The organism is Photobacterium halotolerans DSM 18316, from assembly GCF_000425165.1.
In the GTDB taxonomy this organism is placed as follows: Bacteria; Pseudomonadota; Gammaproteobacteria; order Enterobacterales; family Vibrionaceae; genus Photobacterium; species Photobacterium halotolerans.
This window is the reverse complement of sequence record NZ_KE384319.1, coordinates 263,204-282,512: the sequence shown is the minus strand read 5'-3', so window position 1 is coordinate 282,512 and position 19,309 is coordinate 263,204. Positions and strand designations below refer to the sequence as shown.

17 protein-coding genes are annotated in these 19,309 nt (G+C 48.6%); 12 read left to right on the top strand and 5 right to left on the bottom strand.

Annotated elements, in window-relative coordinates; translation table 11 throughout:
* Positions 1-235: 235 nt before the first annotated feature.
* Complete coding sequence (locus H511_RS0110620; protein ID WP_027252269.1) at positions 236-1,675, bottom strand: glyceraldehyde-3-phosphate dehydrogenase; 1,440 nt, start codon at positions 1,673-1,675, stop codon at positions 236-238.
* A gap of 611 nt (positions 1,676-2,286) precedes the next feature.
* Here H511_RS0110620 and H511_RS0110610 point away from each other — a divergent pair.
* The 6 genes from H511_RS0110610 to H511_RS0110585 all read left to right on the top strand — a co-directional run bounded on the left by H511_RS0110610 (position 2,287) and on the right by H511_RS0110585 (position 7,212).
* Positions 2,287-3,882 carry an ABC-F family ATPase gene (locus H511_RS0110610; protein WP_027252268.1) on the top strand — a complete coding sequence of 532 codons (1,596 nt, stop codon included), beginning with the start codon at positions 2,287-2,289 and terminating at the stop codon, positions 3,880-3,882.
* A gap of 102 nt (positions 3,883-3,984) precedes the next feature.
* Entirely contained in the window at positions 3,985-4,434 is a 450-nt protein-coding gene (locus H511_RS0110605) for a YaiI/YqxD family protein (protein ID WP_027252267.1), read from the top strand.
* 243 nt (positions 4,435-4,677) lie between these two features.
* The gene (locus tag H511_RS0110600; RefSeq protein ID WP_027252266.1) at positions 4,678-5,223 is read left to right on the top strand and encodes a GNAT family N-acetyltransferase; all 546 of its coding nucleotides are present in this window, start codon (positions 4,678-4,680) and stop codon (positions 5,221-5,223) included.
* 100 nt (positions 5,224-5,323) lie between these two features.
* Entirely contained in the window at positions 5,324-5,704 is a 381-nt protein-coding gene (locus H511_RS0110595) for a SpoIIAA family protein (protein ID WP_027252265.1), read from the top strand.
* A 43-nt stretch (positions 5,705-5,747) separates the two neighbouring features.
* The gene (locus H511_RS0110590; protein ID WP_027252264.1) at positions 5,748-6,386 is read left to right on the top strand and encodes an HAD family hydrolase; all 639 of its coding nucleotides are present in this window, start codon (positions 5,748-5,750) and stop codon (positions 6,384-6,386) included.
* A gap of 55 nt (positions 6,387-6,441) precedes the next feature.
* Positions 6,442-7,212: a GNAT family N-acetyltransferase gene (locus H511_RS0110585; RefSeq protein WP_027252263.1), complete on the top strand. Its 771-nt coding sequence runs from the start codon at positions 6,442-6,444 to the stop codon at positions 7,210-7,212.
* Positions 7,213-7,298: 86 nt separating this feature from the next.
* Here H511_RS0110585 and H511_RS23145 read toward each other — a convergent pair whose 3' ends face one another.
* Positions 7,299-8,435, bottom strand: coding sequence for a ParB/Srx family N-terminal domain-containing protein (locus H511_RS23145; protein ID WP_051288067.1), 1,137 nt, complete (start codon positions 8,433-8,435; stop codon positions 7,299-7,301).
* 168 nt (positions 8,436-8,603) lie between these two features.
* Entirely contained in the window at positions 8,604-8,963 is a 360-nt protein-coding gene (locus H511_RS0110575; RefSeq protein ID WP_027252262.1) for a glutathione S-transferase N-terminal domain-containing protein, read from the bottom strand.
* A gap of 244 nt (positions 8,964-9,207) precedes the next feature.
* Between H511_RS0110575 and H511_RS0110570 the strand changes: the two genes are divergently transcribed.
* The 5 genes from H511_RS0110570 (at position 9,208) to H511_RS0110550 (ending at position 15,077) form a co-directional block, all read left to right on the top strand.
* The gene (locus H511_RS0110570; RefSeq protein ID WP_027252261.1) at positions 9,208-9,561 is read left to right on the top strand and encodes a DUF3802 family protein; all 354 of its coding nucleotides are present in this window, start codon (positions 9,208-9,210) and stop codon (positions 9,559-9,561) included.
* 231 nt (positions 9,562-9,792) lie between these two features.
* Positions 9,793-11,841, top strand: coding sequence for a methyl-accepting chemotaxis protein (locus H511_RS0110565; RefSeq protein WP_027252260.1), 2,049 nt, complete (start codon positions 9,793-9,795; stop codon positions 11,839-11,841).
* 80 nt (positions 11,842-11,921) lie between these two features.
* Positions 11,922-12,650, top strand: coding sequence for a tRNA-uridine aminocarboxypropyltransferase (locus H511_RS0110560; RefSeq protein WP_027252259.1), 729 nt, complete (start codon positions 11,922-11,924; stop codon positions 12,648-12,650).
* A gap of 143 nt (positions 12,651-12,793) precedes the next feature.
* Positions 12,794-13,708, top strand: a complete 915-nt coding sequence (nagK, locus tag H511_RS0110555) for an N-acetylglucosamine kinase (RefSeq protein ID WP_027252258.1) — start codon at positions 12,794-12,796, stop codon at positions 13,706-13,708.
* A gap of 106 nt (positions 13,709-13,814) precedes the next feature.
* Entirely contained in the window at positions 13,815-15,077 is a 1,263-nt protein-coding gene (locus H511_RS0110550) for a DEAD/DEAH box helicase (protein ID WP_027252257.1), read from the top strand.
* Positions 15,078-15,220: 143 nt separating this feature from the next.
* Here H511_RS0110550 and H511_RS0110545 read toward each other — a convergent pair whose 3' ends face one another.
* Complete coding sequence (locus tag H511_RS0110545; protein WP_211225207.1) at positions 15,221-16,303, bottom strand: ketoacyl-ACP synthase III; 1,083 nt, start codon at positions 16,301-16,303, stop codon at positions 15,221-15,223.
* A gap of 249 nt (positions 16,304-16,552) precedes the next feature.
* On the opposite strand from H511_RS0110545, the gene H511_RS0110540 reads away from it, so the two are divergent.
* Positions 16,553-17,530, top strand: coding sequence for a Gfo/Idh/MocA family protein (locus H511_RS0110540; protein WP_027252255.1), 978 nt, complete (start codon positions 16,553-16,555; stop codon positions 17,528-17,530).
* Positions 17,531-17,657: 127 nt separating this feature from the next.
* On the opposite strand, the gene H511_RS0110535 is transcribed toward H511_RS0110540, so the two are convergent.
* A complete protein-coding gene (locus H511_RS0110535; protein ID WP_027252254.1) occupies positions 17,658-19,028 on the bottom strand; it encodes an SLC13 family permease in 1,371 nt (456 codons plus the stop codon).
* Positions 19,029-19,309 lie beyond the last annotated feature (281 nt).

Sequence of the window (19,309 nt, the reverse complement as noted above, 5' to 3'; positions counted from 1 at the left end):
CATAAAAATAACAGAGTGTTACTGCCAAAGCAGCAATACAAGCATTGCTGATAATCTTTCTGACTTTGCTGGCGTGAGCGGCGAAGCGGATATTGAAAAAGTCGCTGTTGGTTTTGCTGAATAACTGTTACTGACTCTTCTCATTTTGTTTGACGGAAATAAAAATGCCGCCTGTGTGAGTTATTACCAGGCGGCTAAAGTTCAGCAAGAGAATATTGTTATTATTGTGTAGGGCTTATTTCAGTGCAGGGAAGGTCTGATAGCGAACGCCCATCATCTGTTCCATACAGTGAACGACCTGGCAGCTGTAGCCAAATTCGTTGTCATACCAGATATACAGCACGCAGCGTTTGTCTTGTGCGATAGTCGCCGCACCATCGACAACACCCGCATGGCGAGAGCCCACGATGTCGCTGGATACAATCTCAGTCGATTGGGTGTAATCGATCTGGCCAGACAGAGCCGAATTCAAGGCGACGTTTCTCAGGTAGATGTTCAGCTCTTCCGCAGAGACATCAGTATCGAGATTCAGGTTAGCCACCGCCATGGACACATTCGGGGTAGGGACACGAATCGCGTTACCTGTCAGTTTACCGGCCAGTGCAGGCAGTGCTTTTGCTACTGCTTTCGCCGCACCGGTAGACGTCAGTACCATGTTCAGTGATGCTGAACGTCCACGACGTTCGCCTGAATGGAAGTTGTCGATCAGGTTCTGATCGTTAGTGTAAGAGTGAACGGTTTCAATGTGTCCGTTCAGTACACCGTACTTATCATGGACGGCTTTCAGCACTGGCGTAATGGCGTTGGTGGTGCAGCTTGCCGCCGAGATAATGGTATCTTCGCTCAGAATGTCTTTTTCATTCACACCGAATACGATGTTCTTGATTTCACCTTTACCCGGTGCGGTCAGCAGCACTTTCGCTGCACCCGGGCACTTCAGGTGCTGGCTCAGGCCGTCAGCGTCACGCCAGATACCTGTGTTGTCGACCACAAGCGCATTGCTGATACCGTAAGTAGTGTAATCCACATCCGCCGGGCTGTTCGCATAAATAACCTGGATGTAGTTACCGTTAACAATGATGGCTTTACGCTCTTCATCAACAGTAATGCTGCCGTTAAACTGGCCGTGTACAGAGTCACGACGCAGCAGGCTGGCGCGCTTTTCCAGGTCGCCATGTTTACCACCGCGAACTACAATCGCTTTCAGGCGCAGCGGGTAACCCGGGCCGCTTTTTTCAATCAGCAGACGAGCCAGCAGGCGGCCAATCCGTCCGAAACCATAAAGGACAACATCACGCGATTGCAGCGTTTGTGTGCTGCTCAGAGAGTCAGCCAGTGCCGTTGCCAGGAAATCATCCAGATGGCTTTCGTCATTGTGATCTTTCCAGTACGCATGTGCCAGCTGACCGATATCGATACGGCAAGGCGACAGGTCCATGTCGTTCAGCTTTTCGACCAATGGCAGGGTCAGGGAAGGGGAAATATCAGAGCCGGTATAACGGCGACCAACACGGTGGGCTTTAATCAGGTCGATAACAGAGGCATTGACTACCTGACGACCGAACAACAGCACTTCGACGCCTTTTTGTCGATATAGCTGGCCAAGAATTGGTGAGATGGATTCAGCATTAGTTTGACTTGTTTGCCAGTCTAGGAGGTAATTTTCCGGACTCATCTTTACTTAGGACCTTTCACATATTGGGAAGAAAAACAGGCATTTATCCTGTGAGCTGTTATCGTTTTTATGGGCAGGGATTGTAACGGCGTGCAGGTTATTATCCTAGTAAAATTAATCACTTGTATTTGTGATCTAGATCTTTTGTAACTTGTGATCTTTGTCGTTTGGTCAGAGTGATATGCTGGAATAAGTGTGAGGTAAGAGATAACTTATTTTTTGAGAAATATTAGGATGATTGTAATAAAACAAGAAAAAATGGCTGTCAGGGAACACATCTTCGATAAAGTTGGTATTTTTACAAAAAAAATCGGATGAGGTCGCCAAAATGGTGTCAAGCCCTGCAGAAATTGCTGCCATCAGCGTGCTGGTACGTTTTTTCTCAGTATCTGGTGATATTTTAGTCAGTAAAGTGCTTTGCCATAGGTAGCGCTAAGGCAGAGCGCCATTGTTGCCGTCTCTGTGAAGTGTCGGACGCCTCTGTTCAGTGAACAGACAAAGCGTGATAAAACTCACGTCATCTGTTAATATGCTCGCCAATTTCCGATGAAAAGCTGCCAATGCTATCAGGCAGCTTTTTTCATGTCTGATTATTGTTGTAGGAACCTATTTTGATCACAACAGCGAACATCACCATGCAGTTTGGCGATAAGCCTCTGTTTGAAAACATCTCCGTTAAATTCGGCGAAGGAAACCGTTACGGCCTGATCGGCGCTAACGGCTGCGGTAAGTCGACGTTCATGAAAATCCTGAGTGGGGAACTGGAGCCTTCTGCTGGTGTGGTCAGTAAAGATCCTAACGAGCGTATGGCGAAGTTAGGTCAGGATCAGTTTGCTTTTGAAGCGTTCACTGTGGTTGACACCGTGATTATGGGCCACAAAGAATTGTGGGAAATCAAAGCAGAACGCGACCGTATCTACTCGCTGCCGGAAATGTCTGAAGAAGACGGCATGCGTGTTGCCGATCTGGAAACCGATTTTGCTGAAATGGACGGTTATTCTGCGGAAGCCCGCGCGGGTGAATTGCTGCTGGGTCTGGGTATTCCTGAGCACCTGCATTTCAGCCTGATGAGCGAAGTGGCACCTGGCCTGAAAGTACGGGTACTTTTGGCTCAGGTACTGTTTGCTGATCCTGAAATCATGCTGCTGGACGAACCAACGAACAACCTGGATATCAATACTATCCGCTGGTTAGAGCAGGTTCTGATGCAGCGTAACTGCACTATGATCATCATTTCGCACGACCGTCACTTCCTGAACACCGTTTGTACCCATATGGCGGATCTGGACTATGGCGAATTGCGCCTGTTCCCGGGTAATTATGATGAATACATGGTGGCGGCGACTCAAGCCCGTGAACGTCTGCTGGCCGACAATGCGAAGAAGAAAGCGCAAATTGCTGAGTTGAATACGTTCGTCAGCCGTTTCTCTGCTAACGCCTCGAAAGCGAAACAAGCCACCTCTCGCCAGAAGCAGATCGATAAGATTCAGCTTGATGAAGTGAAAGCTTCCAGCCGTCAAAACCCGTTCATCCGCTTCGAACAGGAAAAAGAGCTGTTCCGTAACGCACTGGAAGTGGAAGGGCTGAAACAGGGTTATGGTGAAAACATCCTGATCAATGGCGTTAACCTGATGGTAGAAGTCGGTGAGCGCATTGCAATCATCGGTGAAAATGGTATCGGTAAGTCAACCTTCCTCAATACCCTGGCGGGCGCTATGACGCCGATGAGCGGTATGATCAAGTGGTCTGAAAATGCCAATATCGGCTTCTACGCACAGGATCACTCAGCTGATTTCGACACCGATATGAATCTGCTGGACTGGATGGGCCAGTGGAAGAATGAAGGCGATGACGAGCAGGTTGTTCGCGGCATTCTGGGTCGTATGCTGTTCTCGCAAAATGACATTAAGAAATCAGTTCGTGTGATTTCCGGTGGTGAGCAAGGCCGTATGCTGTTCGGTAAACTGATCATGCAAAAGCCAAACATCCTGTTAATGGATGAACCAACTAACCACATGGATATGGAGTCGATTGAGTCTCTGAACCTGGCGCTGGAAAACTACAAAGGGACCCTGATGTTTGTCTCTCACGACCGTCAGTTTGTCTCCTCGGTGGCTACCCGTATTATTGAAATCACCAAAGACGGTGTTAATGACTTCCACGGGACTTATGATGAGTACCTGCACAAGCAGGGCATTGAGTGCTAATCCCGTACTTTTAAAGACAGCCGCCTTTCCGGGCGGCTTTTTTTATGCAAAATAGGAAACCGAATGGCCAATGCGCCCTGAATCGGAATTAAGGAAACCAATATGAATATCTGGGTTGATGCTGATGCTTGCCCGAATGTGATCAAAGAAATCATTTTTCGTGCCGCTCACCGGGTCGGTGTCTGCACGACATTGGTTGCGAACCATGCCATCCGTGTTCCGCCGTCACCGCATATCCGAGCGGTGCAGGTGATGGCTGGTTTTGATGTCGCGGATAATCATATCGTTCAGCAGCTTGAGCCGGGTGATTTGGTGATTACGGCCGATATCCCGCTTGCTGACGAGGTCATTACCAAAGGGGGCCACGCGCTCAATCCACGCGGTGAAATGTACAGCAAAGATACGATCAAACAGCGCCTGCAAATGCGGGATTTTATGGAGACCATGCGCAGCAGCGGTATTCAAACCGGTGGTCCTGCACCTATCAGCCAGGCTGACAGACAGCAATTTGCCAATAAACTGGATGTTTTCCTCGCAAAAGCCTGCCGATAGGCGACGCCGCACAGGCTCCTGTTATGCTGATTGGGGCCTGCCAGTCTTTTTCCTTCCACTGTCTGATTTTGATTTTTGCTCGTTGTGCCAGGTTGACTCTGGGTGCCTGAACGCTCTGCCGGGCGGGGCAATGATAAAAATCATGCGCTCAGACTCTTATTTTTATTAAACAACTTGTTTCATCTGCATTTGAGTGAATAAATTCGTGCTGATGAGTTGGTTATGAAGAATAAGGAATAAGCCGTGCTGGAACTGATCACCCAAAGATGCGTACTACGCCCACTGACCCTGAGTGATGCCGGGGCTTTGTTTGATATTTTCTCAGATCCGGACGTGATGAGATATTGGGATAGCAGCCCGTGGCAAACCATCGAAGAGGCGAATGATTATATACAGGCATCGAAACCGTCACTGGATGAGCCGGAAAAGCTGGTGTTGGGGATTTATGAGCAACCCGGACAGCAATTGTTAGGCAAGTGCATGCTTTTTAATATTGATCAATATTCGCGCAGAGCTGAACTGGGTTTTGGTATTGCCAAAGCCCACTGGGGCAGAGGCATTGTCCATGAAGTCGGCTTTGCCCTGATTCAGTTTGCTTTTCAGGAAATGCAACTCAACAGGATAGAGGCAGAAATTGACCCGGATAACACTGGCTCAGCAAAGGTACTGACGAGACTGGGTTTCTCACAGGAAGGGTATTTGCCTGAAAGGTGGATTGTTGACGGCAGAATGTCAGATTCTGCGATTTATGGTCTGCTTGCCAGTCAATGGAGTCAAAGCGGCCGTTAAGAATGCTCTTTTAGCACTGATGCCACTGATTACTCGTGTAAGGGCTTTTTTGAGCAATACTTACAGGTAGACGTTGCACACTGGCACGTTGGAGGCGGATATGTTTACTGTTGAAAAAGTGGGTAGTGACAGGCTCGATATTGAAATGAGCGGTAAGCTGGATTCAGAGGAAATGAGATTGGCGTTGGATGAACTGCTTGATAAATCAGCAGATATTCAGAATGGAAAAATGCTGTTTGACATAGTGGAATACCATCTGCCTTCCTTGGGGGCGATGGGAGTTGAATTGTCACGCTTGCCGTCAATGATGAGGTTTATCCGTAAATTTGATCGTGCAGCAGTGTTATCAGATACAAACTGGGTCAAAAAAGTCAGCGAAGCGGAAGGTTTCTTGATTCCTGGTCTGGATATCAAATCCTTTAACCGCGATCAGCGTGATCAGGCTGAAGCATGGCTGGAAGGGTTCGGTACTGACTCGTGAGTGTTTTGAAACCGGATAGTACCTCAAGGAACACACTAGCCGTATGTATCATGTAATGTTTGATGTGGACGATACATTAATTCAGTCCAGTCAGTTTGATGAAAATTGTTTCGTAGAGGCGGTGAAGTCGGTAACTGGCTTGGATCTGTATCAAAAATGGAGTGATTATCCGCATGCTACCGACAGAGGGATCCTTCGCACTTTTATTGAAATTCAGGCGCCGGATGAAGAACTTGCTGATCTTGAGAGGCGAGTAAAAGCGATTTTTATTCAGAATATCAGGGAGCGTTTGCGCCGTCGCCCAGCATTAGAGGTCAGTGGCGCCAAAGCCTTCTTTCATCGTTTACTGGCCGATGAGCGTTTTATTGTGTCTCTGGCAACCGGTGGCTGGCGGGAAACGGCAAGAATGAAGCTGATATCTGCAGGCTTTAACATTGACGATGTCTGTATGGCGTCATCAGACGATCATTATTCCCGTGCGCGTATTATGGAACTCGCCCGGGAGAGAGCGGGCGATACGGATTTACAACTGACCTATTTCGGTGATGCCGTGTGGGACGTTCGTGCGTGTCAGGAGCTGGGTGTTAATCTGGTGATCGTCGGGAATAAAGTCAGCCACTGCCAGAGCATTCATGACTATCACAGTGACGCTCAGGCGCTTTACTACATTACTAACCAGTAGGGCGACACACTAATCACAAGTCGTCTGCATTCGGTCAGCACATCAAGGAAGCTACATGGATAAAAAGGACATCATGGCCTTATACAATCAGTTTGAACGTATTGGCCAGACAGTACCTGGCTATGACAAACAAGTGAATGGATCGGTTGTCAGATGCGTATCACCCGAATCCCAGGGCAGCTACATCACGTATTTCCATTTGGATGAAGAGCAGGCAATCTCGGCAATCAAAAATGAAATTCACTTCTTTTCAGAACAGAAGAAATCCTTTGAGTGGAAAACCTATTCCACTGACACTCCCGCTAATATAGGCCAACATCTTATTGAACAAGGCTTTACCCGGGAAGATTCTGAGTCCTTTATGGTGCTGGAACTGGACAGGATTCAACGTACTTTGCCTGTGACTGCCGACATAACAGAAGTTTATGATCTTGATGGTATTCGTGAAGCCATGTCTGTGCAGGAAAAAGTGTGGGGCACAGATCATACAAGTCATGCTTTTCATTTACACCAGATTAAGCAGGTGTCCCCGGAGGATGTCACTGTTTATGTTATCTATGATAACCATATTCCCGTTTCGTCGGCTTGGGTTTTATACAGCACCGGCAGCCCGTTTGCCGGCATTTGGGGGGGAAGCACATTGTCCGAATACCGGAACAAAGGCTATTACACCGCGTTACTGCACCAGAGGATTAATGACGCCAAACAACGCGGAATTCGCTACCTCACTATTGATGCATCCGCTATGAGCCGGCCTATAGTGGAGAAGCATGGTTTTCGGTTCATAGCAGCAACGACGCCATACTATCTTGAGGTAAGTCGCTGACTGTCATCAATTTCTTTCCTGTCAGCAGCATTTTTTGCAAGGCAATGGGGCGAGGTGAATCTCGCCCTGATTGTATAAAACTGTTGTCAGTTTTCTGTTTGCCCGGTTTCAGGCTTATCCTCTTTTTTTGCGCTTTCTTTTTCTGCTTTTTGTGCTTCAAGAATGCGTTTGGGGGTCGACTCTTCTTTCACTCGCTGGCGATAAGCTAATGCATAGCTCCAGCTTGAGGTTGGCCGGGTGACTAATGAGTCCAGTGCTTTTGTATTGACTTCATCAAACTGACCGAGCTCTTTCGCTGTTTTGCCTGATGAGGCAATGTTTTCATCGTCTGCTGCCGCCACAATAAGATTTGCTGCTTCTTTTAGTGCCGCTGTGTACTCATCGGGATCATTAAGGTCGTAATTCGACACCTTCATTTTTTTACGCAGATACTGGGCCCAGTGATATTGCATATAAGGGACAGACATAGGTCGGATCAAGGGGTTAGCCGTTGTTTTACCTGTATCGGGATCGCTATACGCAATGTTGCGTAAGAAAAAGACCAGAGACAGATACCTGTCATGCTTTAACTGTTTCATACCCAGATATTCAGGTAATTCAGAGGGCTTGATTTTTTCGCCACGGATATCGAACAGCCAGATCTGTCCTGCTTCTTTCATCGCACTCCAGATTTCATCAATATCATCGCCAGCCAGGCTTTGTGTGACTTTAACCACCACTGGAACACTGGTTCCACCGTTAGGCATATCCCAGAATGTCGTCAGAATATGATGGCCAGAGAGCAGGTAAAGTGTTTTACCATCCGGTGCAAGCAGCACGGTAGGCAGGGCATCCTGGTTGCTGCCGAGAGGCTCTTTGCAAGAATAGCTTTCCAGGTCGGTTGGCTGAGATTTGTCATCCCATGTTTTCACACCCTGACCACCGTTGGTCAGGCAAAGATCATCAAACATTTGGGCCGGACGTGCTTCGTATCGTCCCAGGCTGGCAAACACCCTGTCAAACGCAAGGACGGGCTGCGTAGGTAACAGTGCATCCAGTTTAACCGTCAGCACGTCGCCGACCTGAATAGAATTATCTTCGCTGTTTGTTTTGCTGTCATCGCTTTCAGCCTGACTGGATGCTTCTGTGGCTGCTTTTTCTTCCTGATCTGCCAGCGCAGAACCTGTGACAGCAGCGCCTAGCATAGAGGCAAAAACTAAGCAGGCAGTACGATGTAATCGCATGAGAGCTCCTCACTGATAAGGGTCGCAAATTGAGTTTAGCAAATGGCTAAGGTCGCGTCGTATAAGAAATAATACTGAATTCGGGCAGGGGAAGTATCAGATGGCTGTCAAAAAACTGTCGCAATGAAGTAACCCGACTCTGGTCGGGTTACTTAGTCTGGATGACGATCAGGCAAAACGTTTTTCGAGATATTGAATAATGTCAGAAGATTCATACATCCATTCAACGTGCCCATCTTCCTTTTCAATACGCAGGCAAGGTACTTTTCGTTTCCCGCCGCCGCTGACCAGTTCCTGTTCAAATACCGGCTCTTTCGCATCAATAGTCTTGAGTGGAAGTGCCAGTCGTTTGGCACTGCGGCGGACTTTGACACAAAATGGGCAGGCATCAAATTGGTACAGTCTCAGCTTTTCAGCAGCCACATTGATTTCACTTTGCTCAAGGGCAGAGCGTTTCATTGATTTGGGAGAAAATACGGCATTCAGCAGCAGAATAATCTGGCCAAGGAACCATCGAACAAATTTCATGAGTATCACTATCTCTATAGTTCAGATTTTAGTGACAGGATTGTAACTTAAAAGCCTGCTTAACGTCATCTGGGTTTCAGTCATGAGGCATGCCCGCATAAGGCATGTAAGCAACCGGCTAAATTAGTCACCTCTTATTGATAAATAAAATAGTTAACCTGAGCACAGTTGGTGGCAGAGTGCTTGAAAAACAAATTGGACACTCTATCATTTGGTGTAGTGTTGAATGGAATAAGCAAATGATATGGTTGTTGAATCTGATGGTTATCACGCGCTGATTGAGTACTTTACGGAACACCTGAGTGTGTTTGCCGTAAGTGGTACTGATGCAAGTGAAGAAACCGTAGAAAATGTTGTCACGGATCTGATTGCTACAAACCTGATGGCGGTGTTTGGTCAGAATCCGGATCTTGAACCGGAATTTCGATTCAAGCTGATGCAGGAGGCCGATGCTGTATTGGATGATATGGCGGAAATGTTAGGCGGCTTATGGCAGAAAAACCCGGGAATTGAGCAAATTACTTTCCTGGAAGATTACATCAGCCTGGTCAAAAACCTGTTTGACAGTGTGATCAGTCAGCAAACTTCACACGCCTGAACACAATGTCCCGAGTACACAATACAAGCAGCTAAGGCTGCTTTTTTCGTGCCTGAAATTTGGCTAACTGTAAGCTATCATTACATATTTTTTACCTTTGACATTTTATTGTCATATTTGAGCCGTATGTTAACGGCGAAATTAATGAGAATAGGATCACAATTATTGCCCTTTAACCTGTGGTTAGTGGTGCTAACGGGGCAGAAATTGTGACATTGACAAAGGTTCACTATGACAAAAAAACGCACTCAACGGACAAGGCTGTCAGTTGTGGTTTTGATACAGTCAGTCTTTCTGCTTCTTGTGGTTATTGGTGGGTTACTATCATTTTTTGGTAATCAAGGGCTTAACCGTGTTTCTACTCAATTCGCCTCGCTGAGCCAGCAGGCCTTACCCGTCGCAACGCTGAATGCCGAAATGGTAGAAGGATCACTGGCTTCTGCCCAGAGTCTGACAGAGGTGATAAATAGCCGGACAATAAAAACCCTGGAAACGGCGCTGAGCACGTTGAAAAGTAATGAACAGCATGTAGAAGATGCCGTGGCAGAATTGCAACAACTGGCAACTGAACATGGTATTAGCTGGCTTGAAAATGATGTCAGTGCGTTTGAAAGCGATCTCACCATATTTAATCAGCTGGTCTCGTCCATTCAACAAACACAGCAGCACATTCTGACCAATCAGGCCAAGCTGGAATCTGACAAAGCCACCATGAACTATGCGGTTTCCTCTGTGCGATCTGAAATGAGCAGGATCAGCATAGGTTTGTATGCTGGCGATGCTGCGGCTATGGGCCATGTCACCAACTTCATCAATCACTCCCAGGAAATGGGCAACAACATGGTGGCCTTGTTGTTTGAAAGTGATCTGAAAAAAGCCGAAGCGTACGCTAAAGACCTGAATAGGACTAATTTGTCAGGCATGTTATATGCGTGGAAAGAGTTGAATCGACTCAATCCTGAACTGGCGGAATACTCAAGTTTATCTGTGCCGTTTGATATGGTGAAAGGGCTGTTTAGCGAGCAGGGGATGGTCGCGCTTAAGGTTGAGACGCTTCGCCTGATGCAGACGCAGGCTGAAAAAGCCGATCAGGCAAAAGTGCAGGTGCAAAAAATCATGCTCAAACTGGGAGATATGGAGACCGGTTCACAGCGCATGATCCATGACAGCGAACAGGGTGTTTTGGCCGCCAGCGACAATGCCAAAATGATGTTTATTGCGCTGAGTGTCGCCGGTTTGTTGTTGGCGATATTAGCCGGTGCCTGGGTCAGCAAAACGGTTCGTCTTTCCCTGCAGCGTTTGGACGATGTGATCAAGGCAAACAGCATGGGTGATCTGACAGTCATAGCAGATGAGAATGCACCGAAAGAGTTTGCTGAGCTGGCCAGTTTGCTGAATCAGTCGAATCGGACCAACAGCCACGCCATGGCGCAACTCAGTGATAACGGCCAGACCTTAACTCAGGCGGCTGAGCGTAGCCAGGCTGCTTCAGCGCAGTCTCGCCAAGCACTCAGTCAGCAGAGTGAACAATTGAGCACTATTGCTGCTGCCATCACCGAACTGGAAGCTTCAATCAAAGAAATCGCGCAAAGCACCACTGAGTCAGAAGCTGAAGCCGAAGCGGCCAATATGCTGGCTAAGGAAGGGGCCGGGATCATTGCACGCAGCACTGAACGTTTGCAGTCTCTGGATGCTCAGTTTGCGCGAAACGAGGCCTGTATGACATCGCTTGATGAGCATGTCAGCAAAATTACAGAAGTCGTGGAGCTTATCAGCTCGATTGCTAACAATACCAATCTCCTTGCCCTGAATGCCGCGATAGAAGCAGCAAGGGCAGGTGAGCAGGGCCGCGGCTTTGCCGTGGTCGCTGATGAAGTCAGAAAACTGGCCAGTGAGACCAACCAGCAAACCGAGTCTATCCGCCGGACTATCACCGAGCTGCATCAGGCCGCTGAGCAGGCAAACCATGCAATGCAGGAAAGTCGCAGCGAGATGACGGCATCCATAAACCTGAGTGGTGAGGTTGAATCGGCGATTCAGAGCATACAAGGCGCCATTGCCAGAATTACCGATAAAGTGATCACGATTTCTGCTGCCACACAGCAGCAGGAAAATGCTTCTATGGAAGTAGGGCGAAGTGTTGAGGAAGTCGCCAGCCAGGCCAGCCTTAACAATCAGCAATTATCGACGCTGGTAGAGGAAGCCAGAACGGTGTCTGACATTGCACGTGAGCAGAGCCAGATGCTGACGCGCTATAAAATTCTGGACCCTGCTGTTTAGAAACCGCAGGCATGGACTTGTCACCGGGTTATTAACGCCAGTAGAATGCTGGCGTTTTTTCTTTCCCTGGTAGTCATTCTATGCGAATTCACGCTGTTCATAACCTGTATGAAATGCGTCTTGCCCGTTCAACACGGCCATTTCTGGCCCGGGGTGGGAAAGTTGAGCGTTGTCAGTTTTGCATGCTCAGAGCACACCTTTGTATCTGCAGCCATAAACCACAGATTGAGTCTGACGCCGCCTTCATGCTGATTATGTATGACGATGAAGTCCTCAAGCCCAGTAACACCGGCCGGCTGATTGCTGATCTTTTTACCGATACCTTTGCGTTTATCTGGTCTCGCACTGAGCCTGATCCCGCCATGCTTGCAGTGCTGAACGATCCCCAATGGCAACCTTATGTGATTTTTCCGGCAGAGTACGGAACGCCAGAGCGTGTTGCCAGTGCGGTTGTGCCTGCGCCGGGAAAACGACCATTGTTTATTTTGCTTGACGGAAGTTGGTCTGAAGCGAAAAAAATGTTTCGTAAAAGCCCGTATCTGAACGACTTTCCTATGCTGTCAATTACGCCTGAGTCACGTTCACGTTATCAGGTCAGGGAAGCGGCCAAGGACAATCAGTTGGGCACGGCAGAAGTTGCGGCCCGGATCGTGGCCGGTTTCGGTGAGCAGGAAAATGCCCGAATGCTGGATCTCTGGTTTGATGTGTTCAGAGAAAACTATATGGCCGGGAAATTAAACCGGGCTTTGCCTGAAGATTCGGCCTTGGCGCGCCTAAAGCAGGCCGCACTCTCCGAAGCTTCTGCGTAACCGTGCTTTTTCAGCTTTGCATTGCTTACTTAATATAAATGTGCGCTTGCGCTGATTGATACACCGCTAAATATGGTTTGTGTCACAGTCTGTATATTCGGATAAATGGATAATTTTTGCAGCGCAAAATAATGGAGACAACGATGTATTACGGCTTCGATGTAGGAGGCACTAAAATTGAATTTGGTGCTTTCAACGAACAACTTGAGCGTGTGGCCACTGAACGAGTACCTACGCCGGGTGATGATTATGAGGCGTTAATTGATACGCTGGTGGAACTGATCCGTAAAGCGGATGAACGTTTTGACTGTAAAGGGAAAATTGGTATCGGTATCCCCGGTATGGAAGATGCCGAAAATGGCACAGTGCTGACATCCAATATCCCTGCTGCAAAAGGCCGCCACCTGCGTCGGGATCTTGAAAGCCGTCTTGGCCGTACTGTCAGTATTGATAACGATGCAAACTGTTTCGCTTTGTCTGAAGCATGGGATGAAGCATTGCGTGATGAACCGTCTGTGCTGGGGCTGATTCTGGGCACGGGTTTTGGCGGTGGTTTAGTGTTTAACGGAAAAGTGTTTTCCGGTAAAAACCATGTCGCCGGTGAACTGGGCCATACGCGTCTGCCCATTGATGCCTGGTTTCACCTGGGTGAAAAAGCGCCTTTGTTCCAATGCGGCTGTGACAACAAAGGATGCATTGATAACTATCTGTCCGGGCGCGGCTTTGAACAACTTTATGCGCATTATTTTGGTGAGAAAGTCCCGGCCGTTGAGATAATCAAACACTACAACCAAGGTGAAGCGAAAGCCGTTGAGCATGTTGAGCGTTTTGTTGAGCTGCTGGCCATTTGCCTGGGTAATTTGCTGACAGGCCTGGATCCGCATGTTGTCGTGCTGGGCGGCGGTTTGTCCAATTTCGAACTCTTGTATGATGAGTTGCCCAAGCGTTTGCCTAAGCACCTGCTGTCTGTGGCACGTGTGCCTAAAATCATCAAAGCCAAACATGGCGATGCGGGCGGCGTCCGTGGCGCGGCTTTCCTGAATATCGAAACCGTCTGAACCATCCCCTTAATTATGCTGAAGGCACCCGCAAGGGTGCTTTTTTATTGGTAACTCACCGCAACAGGGGATAGAATCCCTGCTTTTTCGTAATCAAGGCAGCGGTATGGCGTTTTCCAAGTTAGGGCTACAGGCCGATATTCTCTCAGCGATCAATACGCAAGGCTTTACAGAACCGACTCCGGTACAGCAACTGGCGATCCCGGCCGTGCTGGCGGGAAAGGATGTGCTGGCTGCAGCACAGACAGGAACCGGAAAAACCGCTGCTTACGGATTGCCGATGCTGGATCGGATGCTCAGTCAAACCGCTAAGAATCAGCAACAGGGTAAGGGCGCGCCAGTCAGAGCCTTGATTCTGACGCCGACCAGAGAGCTGGCGCAGCAGGTACAGGACAATATGGACGCCTTCTGTGCTGTCCTGCCTCTCACATCTGTGGCTGTGTATGGCGGTACCAGCATGAATATGCAGACCAAAGCCCTCAGAGATCGCCCCGAGATAGTCGTTGCCACTCCGGGACGTTTATTGGATCACGCGCATGTCGGTAATATCGATCTCAGCCAGGTTGAATATCTGGTGCTGGATGAAGCCGATCGCATGCTGGATATGGGTTTTCAGGATGAAATCCAGCGCATTTTAAGGCGAATGAAAGCGCCGCGGCAAACCTTGCTGTTTTCTGCAACCTTCTCGAAAGCGGTCAAGAATCTGGCGTACAAAATGATGCAGGATCCTTCTGTCATCGAAGTCACCCCTGCCAATACCACAGCAGAAACCGTGCAGCAGATTGTCTACCCGGTTGATAAACACCGTAAAGCCGAATTGCTGGCTTATCTGATTGGCTCACGTAACTGGCAACAGGTGCTGGTGTTTACCAAAACCAAACAGGGATCGGATGCTTTGGTGAACGAATTACAGCTGGATGGCATTAAAGCTGCGTCCATTAATGGTGATAAAAGTCAGGGGGCAAGACAGCGCGCATTAGATGATTTTAAATCAGGAAAAGTGCGGGCCTTGATTGCAACTGACGTCGCAGCCAGAGGGCTGGATATAGAACAACTCTCGTATGTCGTGAACTTCGATATGCCCTTTAAAGCGGAAGATTATGTTCATCGCATCGGACGTACCGGCCGTGCCGGCAGTGAAGGTTTGGCGGTGTCGCTGATGAGCCTGGACGAAGAATGGGCCTTAAAGGCGATTGAAGATCTGCTGGATACGCGCTTACCCCAAGAATGGCTGGCAGGTTATGAACCTAATCCGACCATTGCACCTCCTGAACACGCGCCTAAAGGCCGCTCAGCCGATAAACGCCGTATGAAAAAGCAGCTCAAAGTGCATCACGGCAGAGGTAAGCGTCAATCATCGAGGCGCTAGTATGATCAAGGCGCGAGTATTTTCCAAGCGTTAGCATTTGCCCATTGAGACTAAAAAGCCACTTATTCATTAAGTGGCTTTTTTATTGTTACTCCGAAACCACCGCCATGGCGGTGGTGATTGTTGCAGTTGACAGGCTGTGATTATTTCACGCCGGTACAGTGATCAATCGCGTTTTGCATAATCTCGCGTGCGGTTTTCTCACAAGGCGGCAGCCCGGCATCCGATTGCGCAACTGGCGTTACCCGTTGTCCCCATTTAATCAGGCAGGCGCCCCAGGTCAGGCCGGCACCAAATGCTGCCGACAAGATGGTATTTCCTGGCTTGATGAATCCTTCTTCAACCGCTTCACACAATGCGATGGGCACAGTCGCGGCAGAGGTATTGCCGTAGCGATGAATGTTAACGAAAGCTTTTTCCAGCGGAATACCTGTGTGATCGCACAGGGCTTCAATAATGCGCTTGTTAGCCTGATGGGGGATGACCACATCAATCTCTTCTTTGCTTAACTGAGCACGTTCCAGCACAGTGCTGGCCGCGGAACCCATGCCCCGTACCGCGCGGCGGAAAATTTCACGGCCAACGAAGTTAAAGGTAAAATGACCCGGATCCGGATTGAAGCGATCCATAGACGTGCCGAAGTCAGGGATAGCCAGCACATCACGGCCTTCAGCATCACAGCCAAGCTGCGCTTCCTGCAGGCCCAGTTTTTCTTCGGTGCGGCTGATGATCACAGCGCCCGCACCATCGCCGAACAACACGGCGGTGTCGCGTTTGCTCCAGTCGATCAGCCAGGATAAACGCTCTGCACCAATAACCAGCGCATGACGGTAATTACCGGCCTGAATCAGGCGGGTGGCGGTTTCCAGGCTGTAAATGAAACCGGTACAAGCAGCGTTCAGATCGAACGCGGCGGCACGTTTGGCACCGAGATCCAGCGCGACTTTGGACGCAATGTTCGGCATCAGTGTGTCAGGTGAACAGGAAGCGATGATGATTAAGTCCAGATCATTGGCTGTTAATCCGGCGGCTGCCAGCGCACGGGCACCGGCGACTTCTGCCAGCTTCGAGGTATCAACATGGCTGATGCGGCGCTCCTGAATCCCGGTACGGGACTGGATCCATTCATCATTGGTTTCGACAAACTGGCTGAGTTCATCATTGGTCAGAATAGCTGGCGGCAGGCACTTGCCCCAACCCGTGATTTCGGCGTGGTACATAGCGATTCTCTGTTCTGGTTATACTTTTCGGCAAATAAATATTGCAAAAATATGAATTCGGTTGCTTTCTCTGCGGGAAAATGCAGGAACATCGGTGAAAATCCATTGAGTCAGCCTGTTATCTTACTTCAAGCTCTAACGGACTCCAAGCTATCGAAGCAGGGATTTGTGCTCATCATCAAACCCTTGGCGTTTACCCGAACTTCCCTGTGTGGATAATGAAATTAATAAAATTATCGGTAAGGGTTTGGTGAAATGTTAAGAGTGGCAACAGTCGGTACAAATTGGATCACTGACAGTTTTATAGAGGCAGCCCAGCAAACAGGGAAAATCAACCCAGTTGCTGTTTATTCCAGAACAATGGACAGTGCTGAACACTTTGCGCGAAAACACCAGATTAAGCATTGTTTTGATGACCTTGAAACCATGGCAAACAGTGATGACATAGATGCTGTGTATATTGCCAGTCCCAATGCTTTTCACGCCTCGCAGGCTGAAATCTTTATCCGTGCCGGAAAGCATGTGATGGTTGAGAAGCCAATGGCATCCAACATTCAGGAGGTTGAGGCTTTAATTGAACTGGCTCAGACGAAGAATGTGGTGTTGTTCGAGGCGCTGAAAACCACATACAACCCTAACTTTGCCGTGCTGCGAAACAGCCTGAGTAAAATCGGACGGTTACGCAAAGCCCACTTCAGTTTTTGTCAGTATTCATCCCGGTACGATAAATATCTCAACGGGGAAAATCCGAATACTTTTAATCCTGAGTTCGCTAACGGGTCATTAATGGATATTGGTATCTACCCATTGAGTGTGGCCATCGCATTGTTCGGTGAGCCTAAAAGCTTCACGGCTCAAGGTGCGTTGCTGGATTCCGGGGTGGATGGTCATGGTACGCTGGTTTTGCATTACGGTGATTTCGATGCGGTTGTCACTCACTCTAAGGTGAGTGACAGCAAGATACCCTGTGAGTTGCAAGGGGAGCTGGGGACATTAGTGATTGATACCATAGCAGAGTGCCGCAACATTGTAATTCATCGCAGAGATGAACCTGATGTGACGCTGTCACGGTTTCAGGCGAAAAATACCATGCAGTATGAAGCCGCAGAGTTTGCGCGTTTGATCGAGGGTAAAGATTATTATCACTCGGGTTTGGATCGCAGCCGTATTGTACACACCATAATAACGGTTGCCAGAGAGATTATCGGGATACGGTATCCGGCTGATTGCTAGTTTAAGAACATAAGGTTAATAACACAGGTTTAACCCAGATTAATAAAAAAGGTGGCCAATTGGCCACCGGGAATTAAGTGTTTGATTTTGCTGTTGTTATTATTATCAGGGTTGTCAGAGCAGTCATTTACCAGAACAGGTAGGCCACCATGGTAAGGAAAGCAATGGCCACTATGTTCAGATAAACGCCGGCGCGCATCATCTCGCTTTGTTTGATATGGCCAGAGCCGAATACAATCGCATTGGGTGGCGTTGCGACAGGGAGCATGAAGGCGCAAGAGGCAGCAACACCAATTAGCACAGAAAGGATCACGGGTGATACGCCCATGGCATCTGCCACCGAGGCAAAAACAGGAACCAGCAAGGCCGCGCTGGCGGTATTGCTGGCAAACTCGGTCAGAAATACCACGAAAGCCGCCACAGCCAGAACAGTGAACAGCAGGCCGGCCTGATCCAGGAAGCCGCTCAGGCTGTTAGCCAGAAAAACACTGGTACCGGTTTCTTTGAGTATGTTACTCAAACAGATACCACCACCAAACAGCAGCAAGACACCCCAGTCGGTTGTTTTTTCAATTTGTTTCCATTCTACGACGCGTGATGCACCCAGCAGAGCGATAGCAAACAGTGCGACCAGAGTGTCAAACTTGCTCAGTCCGCCTAACATGCCATTGATAGGTTTACTGAAAATCCACAGCACAACGGTTAATGCAAAGATAGCAAGGGTGATTTTCTTCCCGTTGTTCCATTCGACTGGCTTGTGGTTCAGCTCGAAAGTGTGGTTCAGGTTTGGTTTGAGCAGGAAGTAGAGTACGCCAACAGCCAAAGGCAGCAATACCAGTGCGATAGGTAAACCGAAGGCCATCCATTCAGTAAAGCTCAGCCCGGCTTCGGCAGCAGCAATGGCATTGGGCGGGCTGCCTACAACAGTGGCGATCCCACCGATGCTGGCACAGTAAGCAAGGCCTAATAGTACGAAGACATAGGTGTTACGCTGGTTTTTGGTGTCTACTTTGGCCAGTACACCCAACACCAGAGGTAACATCATGGCTACGGTTGCCGTATTGCTGATCCACATAGACAGGCCAGCGGTCACACCGAACAATAAGAAGACGGCGACGGACATTTTTCCTCTTGCCATCGCCAGTACTTTATCAGCGATGGCTTGGTCCAGTTCCTGACTGCGCAGAGCAGCAGCCAGCGCAAAACCACCCAGGAACAGAAATATGATGGGATCGGCAAAAGTACCCAGCGCCTGGTTGGTTTTAAAGACGCCAAAACCGACCGCCAGTAAGGGGACGAGCAATGCAGTGATGCTGACATGGAGCGCTTCTGTCAGCCAGAGTACGGCGACGAAAGCAAGAATACTCAGACCCGTTGCGACTTCCTTTTCAACAGGTAACGTATTTAGCAGGACGAAAAAGAGGGCGATATCTGCAAGCAGTATCAGGCTGTTCCGGTCAAACAGCCACTGTTTAAGTGTCAGTGCTAAGGCTGTCATATTGGGTTCCTTTCAGATTGACTGTAATTATGGTGTAGGTTTGGCACGAGGCGTTTTTTCGCTTCTGTTGTATTGCCGAACTGAAATGTTGCATTTTTTTTATACTTTGTTAACGCGAATGTGAGGTATGGACTGAGTTGTCATGGCTTTTGTGAGGTCATGATTTTTGAATGTGTGGGAATCTACCCATTGTGTTTCGGCCTGCCTGACAGAACCCGTGGTAAACACAAGCGATGTTGTTTTTGTTTTACTGTGATGTATGAGTAATCAGGCATTGGGAA

Excerpts from the sequence above, each read along its gene's own strand:
- H511_RS0110620 (WP_027252269.1), bottom strand. The coding sequence starts at position 1,675 with ATGAGTCCGGAAAATTACCTCCTAGACTGGCAAACAAGTCAAACTAAT.
- H511_RS0110605 (WP_027252267.1), top strand. The coding sequence starts at position 3,985 with ATGAATATCTGGGTTGATGCTGATGCTTGCCCGAATGTGATCAAAGAA.
- H511_RS0110595 (WP_027252265.1), top strand. The coding sequence starts at position 5,324 with ATGTTTACTGTTGAAAAAGTGGGTAGTGACAGGCTCGATATTGAAATG.
- H511_RS0110590 (WP_027252264.1), top strand. The coding sequence starts at position 5,748 with ATGTATCATGTAATGTTTGATGTGGACGATACATTAATTCAGTCCAGT.
- H511_RS0110585 (WP_027252263.1), top strand. The coding sequence starts at position 6,442 with ATGGATAAAAAGGACATCATGGCCTTATACAATCAGTTTGAACGTATT.
- H511_RS23145 (WP_051288067.1), bottom strand. The coding sequence starts at position 8,435 with ATGCGATTACATCGTACTGCCTGCTTAGTTTTTGCCTCTATGCTAGGC.
- H511_RS0110575 (WP_027252262.1), bottom strand. The coding sequence starts at position 8,963 with ATGAAATTTGTTCGATGGTTCCTTGGCCAGATTATTCTGCTGCTGAAT.
- H511_RS0110570 (WP_027252261.1), top strand. The coding sequence starts at position 9,208 with ATGGTTGTTGAATCTGATGGTTATCACGCGCTGATTGAGTACTTTACG.
- H511_RS0110565 (WP_027252260.1), top strand. The coding sequence starts at position 9,793 with ATGACAAAAAAACGCACTCAACGGACAAGGCTGTCAGTTGTGGTTTTG.
- H511_RS0110560 (WP_027252259.1), top strand. The coding sequence starts at position 11,922 with ATGCGAATTCACGCTGTTCATAACCTGTATGAAATGCGTCTTGCCCGT.
- nagK (WP_027252258.1), top strand. The coding sequence starts at position 12,794 with ATGTATTACGGCTTCGATGTAGGAGGCACTAAAATTGAATTTGGTGCT.
- H511_RS0110550 (WP_027252257.1), top strand. The coding sequence starts at position 13,815 with ATGGCGTTTTCCAAGTTAGGGCTACAGGCCGATATTCTCTCAGCGATC.
- H511_RS0110540 (WP_027252255.1), top strand. The coding sequence starts at position 16,553 with ATGTTAAGAGTGGCAACAGTCGGTACAAATTGGATCACTGACAGTTTT.
- H511_RS0110535 (WP_027252254.1), bottom strand. The coding sequence starts at position 19,028 with ATGACAGCCTTAGCACTGACACTTAAACAGTGGCTGTTTGACCGGAAC.